Source organism: Pedobacter folensis (genome assembly GCF_056490665.1).
On sequence record NZ_JBWJIF010000002.1, the window covers coordinates 946961 to 965916 of the forward strand.

Below are 18956 nucleotides of genomic sequence, written 5' to 3' on the forward strand. Positions count from 1 at the left end.
ATGAATCATAACCATCCGGTATTTACAGATAACGACCCGCAAAGTGAGCTGGTAACCCTAAATTTAGGCCCAACACACCCTGCAACACACGGCGTTTTTCAAAACGTTTTGCAATTAGATGGCGAACGTATTGTAAGCGGCGTTTCTACCATTGGGTACATTCACCGTGCATTCGAAAAGATTGCCGAACATCGCCCGTTCTATCAAATTACACCACTTACCGACCGTTTAAACTATTGCTCATCGCCTATTAACAACATGGGCTGGCATATGACGGTTGAGAAGTTGTTAAATATTCAGATGCCGAAACGTGTAGATTATCTTCGGGTAATCATCATGGAACTTTCGCGTATTGCCGATCACATTATCTGTAACACGATTATTGGTCAGGATACCGGAGCAACCACCACTTTCTTATATCTTTTTCAGTTTCGTGAGCACATTTACGAAATCTTCGAAGAAGTTTGTGGCGCACGTTTAACCACAAATATTGGCCGTATTGGTGGTTTCGAAAGAGATTTCAATGATATTGCCTTTGCCAAAATTGATAAGTTTTTAAAAGAATTCCCTAAAGCGTTAAAAGAGTTTGAAAATCTGTTAACACGTAACCGTATTTTTATTGATAGAACGGCTGGTGTTGCAGAAGTAACAAAGGAAACTGCTTTAGAATACAGCTGGACCGGCCCGTTATTGCGTGCTACCGGTGTAGATTATGATGTTCGTGTAAGTGATCCATATTCTTCTTATCAGGATTTCGACTTTGAAGTGCCCGTTGGTACAAGCGGCGATATTTACGACAGATATTTAGTGCGTAACGAAGAAATGTGGCAAAGTGTTCGCATTATCGAACAAGCGCTGGTGAAGTTAAAAACAGAACCAAAAGGTATTTTCCATGCCGATGTTCCTGAATTTTATCTTCCTCCAAAACAAGAAGTTTACAACAATATGGAAGCATTGATCTATCACTTTAAAATTGTGATGGGTGAGATTGATGCACCAAAAGCAGAAGTTTATCACGCTGTAGAAGGCGGAAATGGTGAATTAGGATTCTATCTGATTAATGATGGAGGCCGTACACCATATCGTTTACACTTCCGCAGACCAAGTTTTATAAACTACCAGATGTTTGCACCAATGAGCGAGGGCATGTTATTGTCTGATGCCATTATCAACATGAGTAGTATGAATATTATTGCAGGAGAATTAGATGCTTAAAGTAGAAGAACAAACACCTGTAGTGTTTTCATCAGAATTGCTGGCCAAATTTGATGAGGTAAAAAGCCGTTATCCTGAAGGTAAGCACAAATCAGCTTTGTTGCCATTATTACACTTGGTACAGGCCGAATACCTTTGGGTGAGTACACCAGCCATGGATAAAGTAGCCGAATATTTAAATATTCAGCCAATTGAAGTTTATGAGGTCGCAACATTTTATACCATGTACTTTTTAAAACCACAAGGTAAATATGCCTTAGAGGTTTGTCGTACTGGTCCTTGTTGTCTGGTTGGTGCCGAAAAAATATTAAGCCACTTGGAAAACAAGTTAGGTGTTAAGGAAGGTGAAGTTACTGCTGATGGTTTATTCAGCTTTAGAGGCGTTGAATGTTTAGCCGCCTGTGGTTTTGGCCCGGTATTGCAAATAAGTCCGGAATATACTTTCTACGAAAACCTTACCGAAGCCAGTGTAGATAAATTGATTGAAGATTTGAAAAATAAGTCCTAAGTCGAAAGTCTTAAGTCGAGAGTCGTTTTGACTCATGACTATGGACTACAGACTATAGACTATAGACTAATTAAAATGTCTCGAAAACTGTTACTTGAGCATATAAACGTACCAGGCATCAATACACTTGAGGTCTATCGCCAAAAAGGCGGGTACCGTGCTGTGGAAAAAGCCCTTAAAACTTTAACGCCTGAAGAGATTGTTGAAGAAGTTAAGAAATCAGGCTTACGCGGTCGCGGAGGTGCGGGTTTCCCAACCGGGATGAAATGGAGCTTTTTAGCTAAACCAGAAGGTGTTGCACGTTATTTGGTATGTAATGCTGATGAATCTGAGCCTGGAACTTTTAAAGACCGTTATTTAATGACCTACATTCCCCATGCTTTAATTGAGGGAATGATTGTATCAAGTTTCGCATTAGGTGCCAAGGTTTCTTACATCTATGTACGTGGCGAGATGATGCCTCAGATCCGCATTTTAGAAAAAGCAATTGCTGAAGCTAAAGCAGCCGGATGGTTGGGTAAAAACATTTTAGGAACTGGTTACGATTTAGAATTATATGTTCAGCCAGGTGGTGGTGCTTACATTTGTGGCGAAGAAACTGCTTTGTTAGAATCGCTCGAAGGCAAAAGAGGTAACCCACGTATTAAACCACCATTTCCGGCAATTGCAGGTTTATATGGTTGCCCTACAGTGGTGAACAATGTTGAATCGATTGCTGCAGTGGTACCGATTATCAACGATGGTGGCGATGAATATGCAAAAATTGGTATCGGTAGAAGTACAGGCACAAAATTAATATCGGCATCTGGTAATTTAGTAAAACCAGGTGTTTATGAAATCGAATTGGGTTTACCGGTAGAAGAATTCATCTATTCTGATGAGTATTGTGGCGGTATTGCCAATGGTAAACGATTAAAGGCAACGGTTGCGGGTGGATCATCTGTGCCTATTTTGCCTGCTAATTTAACCTTGAAATATGCTAACGGCGAGCCTCGTTTAATGAGTTACGAATCGTTATCAGAAGGTGGATTTGCTACAGGAACCATGATGGGTTCAGGCGGTTTTATTGCCTTTGATGAAGATCAGTGTATCGTTAGAAATACATGGAATTTTTCACGTTTTTATCACCACGAAAGCTGTGGACAGTGTTCACCTTGTCGTGAAGGTACTGGATGGATGGAAAAAGTGCTACATAAAATCGAACATGGTCATGGCAGCATGGAAGATGTTGATTTATTGTGGGATATTCAACGTAAAATTGAAGGGAATACCATCTGTCCGTTGGGTGATGCAGCAGCCTGGCCGGTAGCCAGTGCCATCCGTCACTTCAGGGATGAATTTGAATGGCACATTAAAGAACCTGTTAAGAGCCAGAGCCAAAATTACGGTATCGCAAATTATGCAACACCGATTGAAAAAGCTCCGGTAACAGAAGAGAAATAAAATCTTAAGGTCACATTTTGCGACCTTAGAAAAATAACTTAACACAATGAGTATATGTAAATGAAAGAACCGATATCACCCGAAATCATCCCCAACGAAGTAATAGTTAATAAAATATATCTTTTTAGAGGAGTTAAGGTGATGTTAGATTCTGATTTGGCAGACCTCTTTGGCGTTGAGACTAAGAAGTTAAAACAACAAGTTAGAAGAAATATAGAGCGTTTTCCGGAGCACTTTATGTTTGAGCTAACAAAAGAAGAAAACGATGTCTTAAGGTCACAATTTGTGACCTTAAGACATGGACAACACTCAAAGTACCTTCCGTTCGCATTTAGCGAACATGGTATTTTGCAACTGTCGAACGTTTTGAAAAGCAGTAGGGCAGTAGAAGTAAGTATTAAAATTATTGATGTGTTTGTACAACTTAGAACGATGGTTTTAAGCAATACAGAAATAAGGCTGGAATTAGAAAAGATTAAAAAGAAGGTCGATAATCAAGATAAAAACATTGAAGTGATCTTCAGATATTTTGATGAACTATTGGAGCAGAAAGCACAGCCAAGAAAGCAAATTGGCTACAAAATCTCGAAAGAGAAATAATAAATAAAAAAGATTGCTTCTTGCCTCGCAATGATGGTGGAAGTAGAAAAAATAAAAAGAATATCATTAACCATGAGTGAAAAAGTTAAGGTTACGATAGATGGGATAACAGTAGAGGTTGATAACGGAACAACCATTCTGAATGCTGCAAGGCAAATCGGAGGGGATATTGTTCCGCCAGCAATGTGCTATTATTCTAAATTACAAGGCAGTGGCGGTAAATGCCGTACCTGTATTGTAAAAGTGACTAAAGGTTCAGAGAAAGATCCTCGGCCAATGCCTAAGTTGGTGGCTTCTTGCCGCACAACCGTAATGGATGGGATGGAAGTGCTTAACATTACTTCACCAGAAGTTTTGGAAGCACGTGCAGGTGTTGTAGAGATCTTATTGATTAACCACCCTTTAGATTGCCCTGTTTGCGATCAGGCAGGCGAGTGCGATTTACAGAATTTGGGCTACGAACATGGTTTGCAAAAAACACGTTATGAGTTTGAGCGCCGTACTTTTGAGCGCATCGATATTGGTGATAAAATCCAGTTGCACATGAACCGTTGTATTTTGTGCTACCGTTGTGTTTTCACAGCAGATCAGATTACCAACAAACGTGTACATGGTATTTTAAACCGTGGCGATCACTCCGAAATTTCTACTTACATCACCCAGGCGGTTGATAACGATTTCTCAGGAAACGTAATCGATGTTTGCCCGGTAGGTGCTTTAACCGATAAAACTTTCCGTTTTAAAAACCGTGTTTGGTTTACCAAACCAGTTGATGCACACCGCGATTGCGATCACGAAAAATGCAATGGTAAAGTAACCCTTTGGTATAAAGGAGCAGATGTTTTACGTGTTACTGCACGTAAAGATCAGTTTGGAGAAGTAGAAGAATTTATTTGCAATACTTGTCGCTTCGATAAAAAAGCAACTGCTGATTGGGTAATTGAACACCCAACACACATTGATGATACTTCGGTAATTGCATCAAACCACTACGAAACATTAAAACCTTTGCATGTTATTCAGCCAAATGAGGCGTTACAAGCTGCAAATGAAATTGAATTACATAAAACAGTTAAATACTAATGGATAGCGCTTTTGTTATAGAAAAATTTATCCTGGTAGCTGTAATTTTCGGCATCAGTTTAGTTATTGCCATGTATTCTACTTATGCAGAACGCAAGGTTGCTGCATTTTTACAAGATCGTTTAGGACCAGATAGAGCTGGCCCCTTTGGTATTTTACAACCACTGGCTGATGGTATCAAAATGTTTATGAAGGAAGAAATTATTCCTACAACATCAAACAGATTTTTATTTATCGCTGGTCCGGGCCTGGCTTTGCTTTGTGCTTGTATCGGTACTGCCGTTATTCCATGGGGTAGTCCTGTTTTAATTGCCGGCAAAACTATTCCTTTACAGGTTTCAGATATCAATGTTGGTGTTTTATACATTTTCGGCGTAGTATCTTTAGGTGTTTATGGTGTGATGATTGGTGGTTGGGCTTCGAACAATAAATACTCTTTGTTAAGTGCCATTCGTGCAGCTTCTCAGAACATCAGTTATGAAATTGCAATGGGATTATCGATCATCGCTTTGCTTTTAATGACAAATACACTAAGCTTAAAAGAAATCGTTGATCAGCAACATGGATGGAGATGGAATGTCTTATATCAGCCACTTGGATTTTTAATCTTTATGGTTTGTTCATTTGCCGAAACCAACCGTGCACCATTCGATTTACCGGAATGTGAAACGGAATTAATTGGTGGTTACCATACTGAATATTCGTCAATGAAATTAGGATTTTACCTGTTTGCAGAGTATATCAATATGTTCGTATCATCTGCGGTAATGGCGGCTTTATACTGGGGCGGTTATAATTATCCTGGTATGGACTCAATGGCTATATGGTTAGGGCCAACCTGGGCACCGCTTTTTGGTACAGCAGTTTTCTTCGGTAAAATATGTGCTTTCATCTTTTTCTTTATGTGGGTACGTTGGACCATCCCTCGTTTCCGTTACGATCAATTGATGAATTTAGGTTGGAAAGGTTTAATACCTTTGGCTATTGCCAATATTATAATAACAGGTGTTGTGATTGCGATTATTGAGAAGTTTTAATTATGGAATCATTAAGTAATAAGAAAAAAGTACTGGAACAAAAGCCATTGAGCTTTATGGAGCGGATGTACCTGCCGGCAATTGCCAAGGGCATGGGCATCACCATCAGTCACTTATTTAAGAAAGAGGCTACTGTAAGATATCCTGAGGTAGAACGCGAATTCTCCACCAACTTTAGGGGGATGCACTCGCTAAAACGTGATGAGAATGGTAAAGAGCGTTGTACTGCCTGCGGTTTATGTGCTCTGTCTTGTCCGGCTGAAGCCATTACCATGATTGCTGCAGAGCGTAAACCTGAGGAGAAAGATTTATACCGCGAAGAAAAATATGCTGCAACTTACGAAATCAATATGTTGCGCTGCATTTTCTGTGGATTGTGTGAAGAGGCTTGCCCAAAAGAAGCAATTTACTTAGATGGACCGATTGTACCTGCTGATTATTTACGTAAAGATTTCATTTACGGAAAAGACAAGCTGGTAGAGGCGCCATTGGAAATGAAAAAATAATAAGATAGAATCGTCATGCTGAACTCATTTCAGTATCTATCAAGCCAGATCCTGAAATAAATTCAGGATGACGAAGACATAAATAAAATTGCCCTCCCAATAATTGGGATAACAGTACCACCGTAATGATGGTAAAAACAAATAAATAAATAAACAATTAATGAGTACACAAGTATTCTATTTCGTAGCCACATTAAGTATCGTCTTTTCGCTGATGGTGATTTTTGCAAAAAATCCGATCCACAGTGTATTGTACTTAATCCTTACCTTTTTTACCTTCACCGTGCACTATGTGTTATTAAATGCACAGTTTTTAGCGGTGGTAAACTTTATTGTTTACATGGGGGCGATAATGGTTTTGTTCCTTTTTGTACTGATGCTGCTTAACCTGAACAAAGAAACCGAACCGAGTAAATCGCCGCTGATCAAAATCGTGGGTGTAATTGCCGGCGGTTGTTTAGTTGTAACCTTAATTGGTTCTTTAAAATCAGCCAGTATTACCAGTCCTTTGATTTTGAAAAATCCAGGATTAGGATTAGTAGAAAATCTGGGTAAGGAGCTTTTTGGCCCATTCTTATTACCATTCGAATTGTCATCTCTATTACTATTGGCAGCAATGGTTGGAGCCGTTTTATTATCTAAAAGAGATGAGGTAGAAGCATAATGGAAAATTTATTCACACAAGCAGCAGGCGTTCCGCTAAACCATTACATCTATTTAAGTGCCATTATTTTTTCTATTGGCGTAGTAGGTGTACTTACACGCAGAAATGCCATTGTAATTTTTATGTCGGTTGAGCTGATGCTTAATGCGGTTAACTTACTTTTAACAGCATTTTCAGTTCATAATAATGACCCATCAGGGCAGGTTTTCGTATTCTTCATTATGGCTTTGGCAGCTGCAGAAGTTGCAGTAGGCCTGGCAATTATTGTAATGGTTTACCGGAATACGAAATCAGTAGATATTAATGTTTTAAATCGCCTTAAGTGGTAAATATATAATAAGAATGACAATAGAACAATTGATTTGGTTGGTTCCGTTACTTCCTTTTTTAGGGTTTGTAATTAATGGACTGGGCAGAAACTCTTTATCTAAAGGACTTGTTGGTATCATCGGAAGCGGCGTGATTTTAGCCTCCTTTATCATCAGCGTAGTTATTTTCTTTAGTTTACAAGGCGATACACAAAAATCTCACGAAGTATTTTTATTTGATTGGATTAGCGCGGGTACTTTACACATTCCATTATCTTTCCTGGTTGATCCTTTAAGCTCAATCATGCTTTTGATTATCACCGGAATCGGTTTCCTGATCCATTTATATTCGACCAGCTACATGCATGATGATGCGGGATTCGGTAAATTTTTCGCTTACCTGAACCTATTTGTATTCTTCATGCTTTTATTGGTATTGGGTTCAAACTACATCGTGATGTTTATCGGTTGGGAGGGTGTAGGTTTATGCTCTTACCTGTTAATCGGTTTCTGGTATACAAACAGCGCTTATGCATCAGCTGCTAAAAAAGCTTTCGTAATGAACCGTATCGGCGATTTAGGCTTTTTATTAGGGGTATTCTTAATCTTCACCACTTTTGGTAGTGTAGAGTTTGCTAAAGTTTTCCCTCAGGCTGCGAATATGTTGCCAGGTAATGATACTTTGGTTTTAATCACCATTTTATTATTTATTGGTGCCTGCGGTAAATCGGCACAGTTGCCATTATTTACCTGGTTACCAGATGCAATGGCCGGACCAACACCAGTTTCGGCTTTGATCCACGCCGCAACGATGGTAACTGCTGGTATTTATATGATTGCCCGCTCGAGCATATTGTTCGATCTTGCACCGCTTACCCAGCACATTATTGCTATTGTCGGTGCAGCTACAGCATTAGTTGCTGCAATTATTGCCTTAACACAGACTGATATTAAAAAGGTATTGGCTTATTCAACCGTATCTCAATTGGGATATATGTTTTTAGGTCTGGGCGTTGGCGCTTATACAGGTTCATTCTTCCATGTTTTAACGCATGCATTCTTTAAAGCATTATTATTCTTAGGGGCAGGTTCAGTTATTCATGCCATGCACCATGAGCAGGATATGCGCCACATGGGTGGATTGAAAGGAAAACTTAAAACTACTTTTGCCACCATGATGATCGGTACGATTGCTATTGCAGGTTTACCACCATTCTCTGGTTTCTTCTCGAAGGACGAAATTTTGGCACACGCTTTCCAGGCTAGTCCAATACTTTGGGGAATCGGAGTTTTAACCGCATTCTTAACGGCATTCTATATGTTCAGGATGATGTTCCTGACTTTCTACGGAAAATACCGTGGTACACACCATGCAGAAAGCCACATCCACGAATCGCCAACAGCGATGACTTTACCGTTAATCATTTTAGCTATTCTTGCTGCAATTGGTGGAGCAATCAATCTTCCGCACGTTTTTGGTGGAAACGAGTGGCTGGCACATTGGTTAGCAGGAGCAGGTGTTGCACAACATGAATTAGATCTAAGCCATGCTACAGAATATACTTTAATGGGCGTTTCGGTAGCCGCCGCGGTAATTGCTTTACTATATGCTTATACCCGATATGTAAAAGGTGCACATGTTCCGGTTGCTGATGAAGCGCCGCGTTCGGCATTGGCAAAATTATCATACAATAAATTCTATTTGGATGAGATTTACGATTTACTGATCACTAAGCCATTAGATGCACTTTCGAAATTCTTTTACAGGATTATCGATAACAAGTTTATTGATGGAATTGTGAACGGACTGGGATGGAGCACAAACGAAGCCAGTAAAGGCATCCGTTTGTTGCAAAGTGGAAACGTAGGTTTCTATATATTTATGATGGTATTCGGTATCATCGCATTACTATTATATACATTTAGTTACATATTATAAAAAGGGTTCAAAATTAAATAATGGAACAACTTTTACTACTTATATTTCTTCCGCTTGTAGGTGCAATCGTTACTGCATTTGCGGGTAAATCGGCTAAAATAGTTTCGACCGTATTTTCGGTTGTTTCTTTAGGTTTAGCTTTGGTTATCGCCTGTAATTTCATTCCAAATGCAAGTACCCAGTTTGAGGTTAATTTGCCATGGATTGCAAATTTGGGTATCAATTTCCACGCTGGTATCGATGGCATTAGCATGCTTGTGGTATTGCTAACTAATTTATTGGTGCCGATCATTATTTTATCGAGCTACAATCACGAGTATAAAAATCCGGCTGCATTTTATGCCTTGATTTTATTTATGCAATGTGGCCTGTTATTGGTGTTTACGGCATTAGATGCGTTCTTGTTTTATATCGGATGGGAAGCGGCATTAATTCCAATCTATTTTATCTGTGCCATCTGGGGAGGAAAAGACCGCATAAGTATCAACATGAAATTTTTCGTGTATACCATTGCAGGTTCGTTATTTATGTTGATGGGTATTATTTACCTATACCTTCAAAACCCGGCACACAATTTTGATATTCAGGCTTTTTACGCTTTAAACTTAGATAGTGCACAACAGGGATGGATTTTCTGGGCTTTCTTTATTGCCTTTGCCATTAAGATGCCAATTTTTCCTTTCCATACCTGGCAGCCTGATACATACACCGCGGCTCCTACACAGGGAACGATGTTATTATCAGGTATCATGTTAAAAATGGGTATCTATGGTGTAATTAGGTGGTTGTTGCCAATTGTTCCCGCAGGCGTTCACGATTGGGGACAAGTAGCGATTGTTTTGTCTATCATCGGTATCGTTTATGCTTCGATAATTGCTTTTACACAAAAAGATGCAAAACGTTTGGTCGCTTATTCATCTATCGCCCACGTTGGATTAATATCAGCGGGTATCTTTGCTTTCAACCAGCAGGGGATGCAAGGTGCAATGGTGCAGATGTTGAGTCACGGTATTAACGTAGTAGGTTTATTCTTCGTTTTAGATATTATCTTTTCTCGTGTTAAAACAAATAAAATTGAAGAGTTGGGCGGAATTGCTAAAGTAGCACCTCAGTTAGCCCTTACTTTTCTGATCATTGTATTAGGCACTGTAGCACTGCCGGGAACAAACGGATTTATTGGCGAATTTTTATTGCTGATGGGCGTTTACAACTACGGCATTTGGGCTGCAGCTATCGCAGGTTTAACCATTATTTTTGGTGCAGTTTATATGTTACGCATGTACCAAAATGTAATGCTCGGCGAAACCAACAGCTTAACCATCACCTTCACCGATATTAAAGGAACTGAAAAATTGGTTCTTTATACTATATGTGCATTAATTATTGTTTTGGGCATTTATCCAAAACCGGTTTTGCATTTAACAGAGGCATCTGTACAACATTTATTAGAACAGGTAAATCAAAAATTAAACACAGTAAATTAAGCAATGAATATTATTATAACCATTAGTATAACAGCTTTTATAGTGCTTTATGCAGGTTTGTTTAAGGCAAATAAAGCGTTATTACCACTTACCGTTGTTGGCTTACTTACTGCACTGGGATTTACTTTTTGTGCATGGAATAGCAATGCTGTTCATTTCGGCATGATGCAGACGGATAATTTCGCCCTGGCGTTTTCCGGAATCTGTATTATCGGTACACTTTTGATCTTTTTATTAACACAGAACTATTTCCACGCTAAAAGCGATAACATAGCCGAATATTATACCCTGATTCTTTTCGCACTGGCTGGAATGATCATGATGGTATCGTATAAAAATATGGCCATGCTATTTGTAGGCTTAGAAATCATGTCGGTGAGTTTATACATTTTGGCAGGTATCCGTAAAAAGGATTTTGCCTCTAACGAAGCTTCCTTAAAGTATTTCTTAATGGGTGCTTTCTCAACAGGCTTCTTATTATTTGGTATCACTTTGATTTATGGCGCTACAGGGTCATTTGATCTAGACAAAATACAGGCTTATCTGGTAAATAGTCAGGCCATTTCACCAATATTTTATCCAGGTGTTATCCTGATGATGATTGGTTTAAGCTTTAAGGTTGGCGCTGCCCCTTTCCATTTCTGGACTCCAGATGTATACGAAGGTGCTCCATCTTTAATTACCACCTTCATGAGTACGGTGGTTAAAACTGCAGGTTTTGCTGCTTTCCTAAGATTATTTGCTGGTGCACTTGCTCCACTTCACGATTTTTGGGTTGCACCCCTGATGGTGATTGTGTGTTTAACCTTATTCATCGGAAACGTAACTGCGCTATTCCAGAAGAACTTCAAACGCATGCTGGCTTACTCGAGTATCTCGCATGCTGGTTACCTGTTATTTTCGCTTATCGTGTTAACCAAAAACTCTGGAAACAACGTATTGGTTTATGCGGCAGCTTATACCTTCGCATCAATTATCGCTTTTGCGGTATTAATATTAGTGAAACAAAAAACGGGTAGCGATAGCTTCGAAAGTTTTAATGGTTTGGCTAAACGTAATCCGCTAGTTGCATTATGTTTAACTGTAGCCATGCTTTCATTAGCAGGTATTCCGTTAACAGCTGGTTTTATCGGGAAATATTTAATGTTCCTGAACGTAATGACCGAATATAAAACCTTACTGGTTGCATTTGCGATTTTAAATGCATTGGTTGGCTTCTATTATTATTTGAGAGTAATTGTGGCCATGTGGTTTAAAGACGGCGCAGAAACAGCGCTTTCAACCCCAGTACAATACAAAGTTGTATTATTGGTTTCTGTGGCAATTACACTAATTTTAGGTATTTATCCTGCAATTATTTTAAACCTGATATAGGTATGCTGTTGTTTAATAATTATTTGTAGTTTTACGAATAATTGAATATGCACGATTTTTGGAATAACCTGCATCAGCTACTTGACCCCGAGAAAGTATTGAGGGAGGGTGGATTCTATCTAGTCGTATTCGTTATCTATGCAGAAACAGGCCTGTTTTTTGGTTTTTTTCTTCCCGGTGATTATTTATTGTTTTTAGCGGGAATGTTTGTGGCAACAGGTAAGCTGGATGTGAACATTGCGGTACTCCTGGCAGGTTTATGTATTGCAGCCATTTCCGGGAATTTTACCGGTTATTGGTTCGGACGTAAAACTGGTCCGGTATTGTACACCAGAAAAGACAGTTTCTTTTTTAAAAAGAGATATTTAAAAGCCGCAGAAGATTATTATCATAAACAAGGTGCCTTTGCGTTAATAATGGGCCGATTTGTACCTATTGTTAGAACTTTTGCACCGATTTTTGCAGGGGTAGTAAAACTAGACTTTAAAAAATTTGCTTTATATAATGTTGTGGGTGGAGTACTTTGGATCTGTTCCTTAACTTTGCTCGGTTATTTTTTGGGCAAAAGATTTGAAAAAGAAATTAACGATTATTTATTATATATTATTATTGGCTTTATCCTTATTACAACTATACCATTATTAATTACCTTTGTAAAAAGTAAAGTAGTGAGTGGTCCTGAAGAGGATAAAACAGATTTAAATTAAAAATGGCAAAAGACGATCATCACGCGTGGCATAGCGTATCTCCTGGACATAACGTTCCAGAAATTGTAAACGCAATTATTGAAATTCCAAAAGGTTCAAAAGCAAAATACGAAATAGATAAAGAATCTGGCTTAATTAAGTTAGACAGGGTTCTTTTTTCATCAGTAATGTATCCTGCAAACTATGGTTTTATTCCGCAAACTTATTGCGATGATAAAGATCCATTAGATATTTTAGTACTTTGTTCGGTAGATGTTTACCCAATGACATTGATTGAAGCTAAAGTAGTAGGTGTAATGCATATGGTTGATAATGGCGAACAGGATGATAAAATCATTGCTGTAGCTGCTCACGATATGTCTGTAAACTACATCAACGATTTAGATGAGTTGCCTCCACACCAAATGAAAGAGATTGTTCGTTTCTTTCAGGATTATAAAGCATTAGAAGATAAAAATGTAACTATCGAACATTTACTTGGTGTTCGTTATGCGCATAAAGTAATTAAAGAAAGCATAGAACTTTATAACACAACATTTAGAGAATTAGCTTAATGGATTTACCCACGGTCTGTTTGTTTTTAAATTTAGAGCTAAGTGCAATCCTGCCCACAAACGTAGTTTTGGTTGCTTTACAGGAACCTGATACCACTTCTGTAGGCTGGCGATTATTCTTTGCATTATTTTTGGTGTTACTTAACGGATTTTTTGTTGCAGCAGAGTTTGCAATTGTAAAAGTTCGGGCATCACAAATTGAAATTAAAGCAAAAACGGGCAGTCGGGTAGGCAAAATGGCCAAAGGGATTATTCATAATCTCGATGGATATCTGGCCGCCACACAGCTAGGTATAACGCTTGCATCGCTTGGCTTAGGTTGGGTAGGTGAAGGCGTTATGCATACCATTTTCAAAAATCTTTTCGATAGTTTGGAATGGGGATTGAGCGATGCTTCCATCCATACCGCATCTACCATTGTTGCTTTCTCGCTCATTACGATTATGCACATTGTATTTGGTGAATTGGCACCAAAATCTTTCGCCATCCAAAGACCTGTAGCGACAACGTTATTTGTTTCAATACCACTTCAGTTATTTTATGTGGTATTTAGACCATTCATTTGGACGCTAAATAGCCTTGCTGCTATTATCCTTAAACCATTCGGAATTGACACTTCCAGCGGACACGAATCGCTGCATAGTACCGAAGAACTTCAGTATTTATTAGACCAGGGTAAAGAAAGTGGTGCATTAGATAATAACGAACATGAGCTGATTAAAAACGTATTCGATTTTAATGAGCGCGTGGTGAAGAATATCATGGTTCCCCGGACTAAGATTTCGGGTATTGAATTAACTTCTCCAAAAGAAGAAGTGATTGATACGATTATTAAAGAGGGCTATTCCCGCTTGCCGGTTTACGATGATATTATGGATAAAATTGTAGGAATTATCCATGCAAAAGATATCTTACCATTGGTTGCCGCAGGTAACCAGCACTGGACTTTAAACGATATCATCAGAAAACCATATTTCGTTACAGAAACCAAAAAAATCAACGATCTGATGAGCGAACTGCAAAGTAACCGCATACAGATTGCTATTGTATTGGACGAGTTTGGCGGTACAGCAGGTATGGTTACCTTAGAAGATATAGTTGAAGAACTTGTAGGAGAAATCCAGGATGAATACGATGAGGAAAAACCACTGGTAGAAAAAGTGTCTGACAATGAATTTATCGTAAATGCATTTGCAACAGTGTATGATGTAAATGAACATTTGCCTCACGATTTACCAGAGGATGAAGATTTCGATACCATTGGCGGATTGGTTTCTCACGTTTTTGAACGTATTCCTGAGGTCGGCGAAAGCAACGAATCATATGGTTATCTGTTTACTATCCTTAAGAAGACAGAGCAGAATATCGAAACAATCAAGTTAGAATTGGTGATCAATAAAGCAGATATGGTTGATAATCATTAATTTCAACTATGCATATTTTTTATACACCAGATATAACCCAAAATACCTACACACTTAACGAAGAAGAGAGCAAACACTGCGTGAGAGTGCTTCGCCTGACCGTAGGCTCGATTGTTAACCTGGTTGATGGGAAAGGTGGTTTTTATACAGCTGAAATCACTTCCGATAATCCAAAAAAGGTTTCTTTAAGCATTTTAAAAGTAGAAACGGAGTTTCATAAAAGAAACCATTACCTGCATATTGCTGTTGCACCAACTAAAAATATCGACCGTATCGAATGGTTTTTAGAGAAAGCAACAGAGCTGGGGATTGATGAAATTACACCAATTATTACCGATCGATCGGAGCGCAGGGTAGTTAAAGAAGACCGCCTCAATAAGGTAATCACTTCTGCTGTAAAACAATCAATTAAAGCTTATCATCCCAAATTAAATGATGCTATTTCTTATGATGCTTTTTTAAAAGAATCATTTGATGGTGAAAAACTAATAGCGCATTGTATCGATAACGGAGAGAAAGAATATATATCCAAATTGGTAGCTCCACATCAAAAATATTTAATTCTTATCGGTCCGGAAGGAGATTTCACACCTGATGAAGTTAATTTAGCTTTGAACAAAGGCTTTAAAGCATTAACTTTAGGTGATAACAGGTTGCGCACAGAAACGGCTGCTTTATCTGTTTGTTTTGAAATCAATTACCTTAACCGATAATCAATTTGAAGTTTTCAGTTTTTAGTTTTCAGTTTCCGAAATTCAGGTTTATTGCTTTTGGCCTTGGCCTTTTAGCTTTTTGCTTTGTGCTGTCTGCTTTTAGTTCGTTACCGCCAACCTACCGGATGGCCAAATTAAAGTATAATGGTGGTGGCGATTGGTATGCCGATCGAACAGCCTTACCTAATTTAATTGCCTACTGTAATGCCAATCTGAAAACTAATTTTTATGCAGAAGAAAGCATCGTTGAAGTAGGCTCAAAAGAAATTTTTAATTACCCCTTTGTTTATATGACTGGCCACGGAAACGTCGTTTTTAACGATCAGGAAATTAAAAATTTAAGGCAATACCTTACCGGCGGTGGTTTTCTTCATATAGACGATAATTATGGATTGGATAAATTTATCCGTCCGCAAATGAAAAAAGTATTCCCAGAACTTAGTTTTGTTGAATTGCCTGCCAACCATGCTGTGTATAACCAGAAATTTAAGTTTCCGGGAGGCTTGCCCAAAATTCATGAGCATGATAATAAACGACCGCAGGGATTTGCATTGATATATAAGGGAAGAGTAGTTTGTTATTACACCTTTGAGTGCGATTTAGGGAACGGTTGGGAAGACTTTGGTACTTATCCTGAAGATACGCAGGAAACAAGGACAAAGGCGCTAAAAATGGGCGCAAATTTAGTTCAGTACGCTTTAACTCAGTAGCGAATGTATAAAGTAAAAGTAAACGACCAGTTTTTATTCGAAATTGAACATAACGAATCGGCCTTGCTGGTAAATGGATATCCGGTTCAGCTTAATTTAAGTACGATGAGTAATCGCAGTACTCATGTTTTATATCAGAATAAATCTTTCAATACCGAAATCGTTGAGCTGAACAAAGCAGATAAAACCTGTAAAGTAAAAGTAAACGGTAATATCTACCAGATTAGCATCGAAGACCAGTTTGATGTTTTGTTAAAACAACTCGGCCTCGATAATTTAACGGCTAATAAAGTTTCAGAAATTAAAGCCCCGATGCCTGGTTTGGTACTAAAGGTTTTGGTTGAAGAAAATGCTGAGGTAAAGAAAGGGGATAATTTACTGGTGCTGGAAGCCATGAAAATGGACAACATCCTAAAATCATCAACTGATGGCGTGGTGAAGAAAGTTTTGATTAAGCAGGGCGATAAGGTGGAGAAGAATCAGATCTTGGTTCAGTTTAAATAATTTTTGCCTCTGAAGTACGTCATTTCGAGCGGAGTGAAACGAAGTCGAGAAATCTGTTTAGATAGATCTCTCCATTCCACTGCGTTTCAGTCGAGATGACGAATTTCGGTTGAATTATTCAAGTTAGATATACCAAAATATAACTGTAAAAAAAAGTCCCGATTTAATGTCGGGACTTTTCTTTTTTATTTACCTCTGCTAACCCGGTAAGGTTTTTGAGGAGGGTTTTTAAAATTTCTTTTGCCTGCAGTGCTAATTTCGGGAGCGCCAAGCATCGTCATGGCACAACGGAAACCAACTTCTGCTGATGATTCATCTTGTTGCATAAAACGACGAGTTGCCGGATTTAACCAGTAAGCCATATCATTCCAGGATCCACCTTTGTAAACTCTTGATTTATCGTTTACCAATGTTACACCTTCTTCATTTAACAAAGTGTTTTGTCTGTCACGATAGCCTCTTTGATCGGCCTGATAGCTGGTTGATGCTACCGGAGATTGCGGATCAGTCGATTTTGAAATCGAATCAGAACGTTTCGCCTGCGCTTGTTTTTCTGCCCAGGTTTGTTTTCTTCCGGCATAAGCATTTTCCTTAATCGGATTGCCATATTTATCCAATGCAATTTTTCCGCTTTGCGAATCCTCTAATTTTTTATTGGTGAAGTAGTTACCACGGTAAGGGTTAAATGCATCTGCATCGGTAAATGTACCTGTTCTGTAAACATCATTAACCCACTCATTCACGTTTCCAGCCATGTTGTATAAGCCGAAGTCGTTTGGAGTATATTGAATAACCGGAACAGTTAAATCTCCTTTATCATTTAACGAACCGCCAACACCCATATAATCGCCAGGTGCTCTTTTAAAGTTGGCCTGGATCATACCTCTGGTTTTCTTTTTGGCCGAACTAACACCTAAACCATTCCAGGGGTAAATTTTATTCTGATTGATGTTTTCGTATTCTGTATTACCAATTAAACCCAAAGCAGCATATTCCCACTCTGCTTCTGTTGGTAAACGGTACGGCTGCATAATTACACCATCTTCAAGTGTTGCATTTCTTCTAGGCTGGTTGTTTCTTCCAGTACCTGCAGCTGCCGTTCCTCCAGCTGTAGTTGTAGCAGCACCAGATTTTGTATTGTAATCGATTGGTGCATTTTTACCTTTATCATCATACTGGCCATTTAAATAGGCATCAGTATTGAAAGGTTTGTCTGGTTTTGGAGTGGCCGCTGCTGTAGTAGCAGTATTGCTTTTTCCATTGCCGGCTAAAGTTTTATAATCAGTTAAAATTCCTTTTTCACGTAGAATAAATTCGTTAGCTCTCGAAGTTCTCCACTCGCAATAACGCGATGCCTGCTCCCATGAAACACCTACAACAGGGTAATCACGATAAGCCGGGTGTCTTAAATAATTATCCACATAAGGCTCGTTATAAGATAATGCACGGCGCCATACTAAAGTATCAGGAAGCTCATTATAATAAAACTCACGATCTTCAGGATAGTTATATCTGATCCAGTGTAAGTATTCTAACCAATCGGTATTCGATACTTCAGTTTCATCCATGTAAAAAGATGGTACCGTAACCTGTCTTTTGTAGTTGTAAATGTTTGGTTCAACACCTGCAACCTCGATGGCACTACCACCAACAACTAAAACTCCACCTTCGATTGGAATTAAGCCAGGCCCCGGAGCCCTCTTATATTGAGTAGCTACAGCAAAAGCACCAGATTGGTTATTTTTGCTTTTCCTATCGGCATAAGGAATACCTGTTTTGCTGGAACTATTCCCTCCTTTTGAGCTACAGCTCGTAAGTAGGGCGGCTAATGACAAACAAGTAAAAGAATATAGTAATAGTTTTTTCATATAATTCGTTGGGAATATCGTCCCCATGGGGATTCAACCGATAAAATTAAACAATTTTAAATGAATATATAAATAATGTGATAATAAAATATCGATTATATTTTTGAGTGATAACGTATTATTTTAAAGCGTATTGTGTCTGTTTACTTTTTAAGTTAAATTTAGGCTAAATAATTATAAATAAGCAAGATAAAAAGATAAATTGGTCATCAGAGCTTGGAGTAAATAAGCTATAAACTTATAGATATAATTACATTTATTAAGGTTCAGCCCATATGAATGATTAATATTTCTACATTTTGGGATCACTAGCAC

Annotated in this window: 19 protein-coding genes; 18 read left to right on the forward strand and 1 reads right to left on the reverse strand. The window is 38.5% G+C overall.

Annotation, left to right across the window (positions count from 1 at the left end; translation table 11 throughout):
• From AC04QZ_RS12660 to AC04QZ_RS12745, 18 genes are all read left to right on the forward strand, one after another.
• Positions 1 to 1215, forward strand: a complete 1215-nt coding sequence (locus tag AC04QZ_RS12660) for an NADH-quinone oxidoreductase subunit D (RefSeq protein WP_057931425.1) — start codon at positions 1 to 3, stop codon at positions 1213 to 1215.
• Positions 1208 to 1723, forward strand: coding sequence for an NADH-quinone oxidoreductase subunit NuoE family protein (locus AC04QZ_RS12665; RefSeq protein ID WP_086548873.1), 516 nt, complete (start codon positions 1208 to 1210; stop codon positions 1721 to 1723). The genes AC04QZ_RS12660 and AC04QZ_RS12665 overlap by 8 nt, the downstream gene beginning before the upstream one ends.
• Positions 1724 to 1798: 75 nt before the next feature.
• The gene (nuoF, locus tag AC04QZ_RS12670; RefSeq protein ID WP_029274753.1) at positions 1799 to 3166 is read left to right on the forward strand and encodes an NADH-quinone oxidoreductase subunit NuoF; all 1368 of its coding nucleotides are present in this window, start codon (positions 1799 to 1801) and stop codon (positions 3164 to 3166) included.
• A 60-nt stretch (positions 3167 to 3226) separates the two neighbouring features.
• On the forward strand, positions 3227 to 3766 hold the full coding sequence (locus AC04QZ_RS12675; protein ID WP_478358043.1) for an ORF6N domain-containing protein: 540 nt from the start codon (positions 3227 to 3229) through the stop codon (positions 3764 to 3766).
• A 72-nt stretch (positions 3767 to 3838) separates the two neighbouring features.
• On the forward strand, positions 3839 to 4849 hold the full coding sequence (locus tag AC04QZ_RS12680) for an NADH-quinone oxidoreductase subunit G (protein ID WP_029274750.1): 1011 nt from the start codon (positions 3839 to 3841) through the stop codon (positions 4847 to 4849).
• On the forward strand, positions 4849 to 5886 hold the full coding sequence (gene nuoH, locus AC04QZ_RS12685) for an NADH-quinone oxidoreductase subunit NuoH (protein ID WP_478358044.1): 1038 nt from the start codon (positions 4849 to 4851) through the stop codon (positions 5884 to 5886). Before AC04QZ_RS12680 ends, nuoH begins: the two co-directional genes overlap by 1 nt.
• Before the next feature lie 2 nt (positions 5887 to 5888).
• Positions 5889 to 6392: a NuoI/complex I 23 kDa subunit family protein gene (locus AC04QZ_RS12690; RefSeq protein WP_047800899.1), complete on the forward strand. Its 504-nt coding sequence runs from the start codon at positions 5889 to 5891 to the stop codon at positions 6390 to 6392.
• Between the two features lie 160 nt (positions 6393 to 6552).
• Positions 6553 to 7056 (forward strand): NADH-quinone oxidoreductase subunit J family protein, encoded by a 504-nt coding sequence (locus AC04QZ_RS12695; RefSeq protein ID WP_478358045.1) that lies wholly within the window; start codon positions 6553 to 6555, stop codon positions 7054 to 7056.
• Complete coding sequence (nuoK, locus tag AC04QZ_RS12700) at positions 7056 to 7385, forward strand: NADH-quinone oxidoreductase subunit NuoK (protein WP_086548877.1); 330 nt, start codon at positions 7056 to 7058, stop codon at positions 7383 to 7385. Before AC04QZ_RS12695 ends, nuoK begins: the two co-directional genes overlap by 1 nt.
• Before the next feature lie 13 nt (positions 7386 to 7398).
• Positions 7399 to 9303: an NADH-quinone oxidoreductase subunit L gene (nuoL, locus tag AC04QZ_RS12705; protein WP_478358046.1), complete on the forward strand. Its 1905-nt coding sequence runs from the start codon at positions 7399 to 7401 to the stop codon at positions 9301 to 9303.
• Positions 9304 to 9323: 20 nt separating this feature from the next.
• Positions 9324 to 10787, forward strand: a complete 1464-nt coding sequence (locus AC04QZ_RS12710; RefSeq protein WP_478358047.1) for a complex I subunit 4 family protein — start codon at positions 9324 to 9326, stop codon at positions 10785 to 10787.
• 3 nt (positions 10788 to 10790) lie between these two features.
• Positions 10791 to 12161: an NADH-quinone oxidoreductase subunit N gene (locus tag AC04QZ_RS12715; protein ID WP_478358048.1), complete on the forward strand. Its 1371-nt coding sequence runs from the start codon at positions 10791 to 10793 to the stop codon at positions 12159 to 12161.
• Between the two features lie 47 nt (positions 12162 to 12208).
• Complete coding sequence (locus AC04QZ_RS12720) at positions 12209 to 12868, forward strand: DedA family protein (protein ID WP_478358049.1); 660 nt, start codon at positions 12209 to 12211, stop codon at positions 12866 to 12868.
• 2 nt (positions 12869 to 12870) lie between these two features.
• Entirely contained in the window at positions 12871 to 13422 is a 552-nt protein-coding gene (locus tag AC04QZ_RS12725; protein WP_025146339.1) for an inorganic diphosphatase, read from the forward strand.
• Positions 13422 to 14846, forward strand: coding sequence for a hemolysin family protein (locus AC04QZ_RS12730; protein ID WP_478358050.1), 1425 nt, complete (start codon positions 13422 to 13424; stop codon positions 14844 to 14846). The genes AC04QZ_RS12725 and AC04QZ_RS12730 overlap by 1 nt, the downstream gene beginning before the upstream one ends.
• Before the next feature lie 8 nt (positions 14847 to 14854).
• Positions 14855 to 15559 (forward strand): 16S rRNA (uracil(1498)-N(3))-methyltransferase, encoded by a 705-nt coding sequence (locus AC04QZ_RS12735; protein ID WP_478358051.1) that lies wholly within the window; start codon positions 14855 to 14857, stop codon positions 15557 to 15559.
• 125 nt (positions 15560 to 15684) lie between these two features.
• Positions 15685 to 16269: a DUF4159 domain-containing protein gene (locus AC04QZ_RS12740; RefSeq protein WP_478358348.1), complete on the forward strand. Its 585-nt coding sequence runs from the start codon at positions 15685 to 15687 to the stop codon at positions 16267 to 16269.
• 3 nt (positions 16270 to 16272) lie between these two features.
• A complete protein-coding gene (locus AC04QZ_RS12745; protein WP_478358052.1) occupies positions 16273 to 16773 on the forward strand; it encodes an acyl-CoA carboxylase biotin carboxyl carrier protein subunit in 501 nt (166 codons plus the stop codon).
• A gap of 185 nt (positions 16774 to 16958) precedes the next feature.
• On the opposite strand, the gene AC04QZ_RS12750 is transcribed toward AC04QZ_RS12745, so the two are convergent.
• Positions 16959 to 18641, reverse strand: a complete 1683-nt coding sequence (locus AC04QZ_RS12750; protein WP_478358053.1) for an SUMF1/EgtB/PvdO family nonheme iron enzyme — start codon at positions 18639 to 18641, stop codon at positions 16959 to 16961.
• Between the last annotated feature and the right edge of the window lie 315 nt (positions 18642 to 18956).

Coding starts and splice junctions, on each gene's coding strand:
- AC04QZ_RS12660 (WP_057931425.1), top strand. CDS start 1: ATGAATCATAACCATCCGGTATTTACAGATAACGACCCGCAAAGTGAG.
- AC04QZ_RS12665 (WP_086548873.1), top strand. CDS start 1,208: ATGCTTAAAGTAGAAGAACAAACACCTGTAGTGTTTTCATCAGAATTG.
- nuoF (WP_029274753.1), top strand. CDS start 1,799: ATGTCTCGAAAACTGTTACTTGAGCATATAAACGTACCAGGCATCAAT.
- AC04QZ_RS12675 (WP_478358043.1), top strand. CDS start 3,227: ATGAAAGAACCGATATCACCCGAAATCATCCCCAACGAAGTAATAGTT.
- AC04QZ_RS12680 (WP_029274750.1), top strand. CDS start 3,839: ATGAGTGAAAAAGTTAAGGTTACGATAGATGGGATAACAGTAGAGGTT.
- nuoH (WP_478358044.1), top strand. CDS start 4,849: ATGGATAGCGCTTTTGTTATAGAAAAATTTATCCTGGTAGCTGTAATT.
- AC04QZ_RS12690 (WP_047800899.1), top strand. CDS start 5,889: ATGGAATCATTAAGTAATAAGAAAAAAGTACTGGAACAAAAGCCATTG.
- AC04QZ_RS12695 (WP_478358045.1), top strand. CDS start 6,553: ATGAGTACACAAGTATTCTATTTCGTAGCCACATTAAGTATCGTCTTT.
- nuoK (WP_086548877.1), top strand. CDS start 7,056: ATGGAAAATTTATTCACACAAGCAGCAGGCGTTCCGCTAAACCATTAC.
- nuoL (WP_478358046.1), top strand. CDS start 7,399: ATGACAATAGAACAATTGATTTGGTTGGTTCCGTTACTTCCTTTTTTA.
- AC04QZ_RS12710 (WP_478358047.1), top strand. CDS start 9,324: ATGGAACAACTTTTACTACTTATATTTCTTCCGCTTGTAGGTGCAATC.
- AC04QZ_RS12715 (WP_478358048.1), top strand. CDS start 10,791: ATGAATATTATTATAACCATTAGTATAACAGCTTTTATAGTGCTTTAT.
- AC04QZ_RS12720 (WP_478358049.1), top strand. CDS start 12,209: ATGCACGATTTTTGGAATAACCTGCATCAGCTACTTGACCCCGAGAAA.
- AC04QZ_RS12725 (WP_025146339.1), top strand. CDS start 12,871: ATGGCAAAAGACGATCATCACGCGTGGCATAGCGTATCTCCTGGACAT.
- AC04QZ_RS12730 (WP_478358050.1), top strand. CDS start 13,422: ATGGATTTACCCACGGTCTGTTTGTTTTTAAATTTAGAGCTAAGTGCA.
- AC04QZ_RS12735 (WP_478358051.1), top strand. CDS start 14,855: ATGCATATTTTTTATACACCAGATATAACCCAAAATACCTACACACTT.
- AC04QZ_RS12740 (WP_478358348.1), top strand. CDS start 15,685: ATGGCCAAATTAAAGTATAATGGTGGTGGCGATTGGTATGCCGATCGA.
- AC04QZ_RS12745 (WP_478358052.1), top strand. CDS start 16,273: ATGTATAAAGTAAAAGTAAACGACCAGTTTTTATTCGAAATTGAACAT.
- AC04QZ_RS12750 (WP_478358053.1), bottom strand. CDS start 18,641: ATGAAAAAACTATTACTATATTCTTTTACTTGTTTGTCATTAGCCGCC.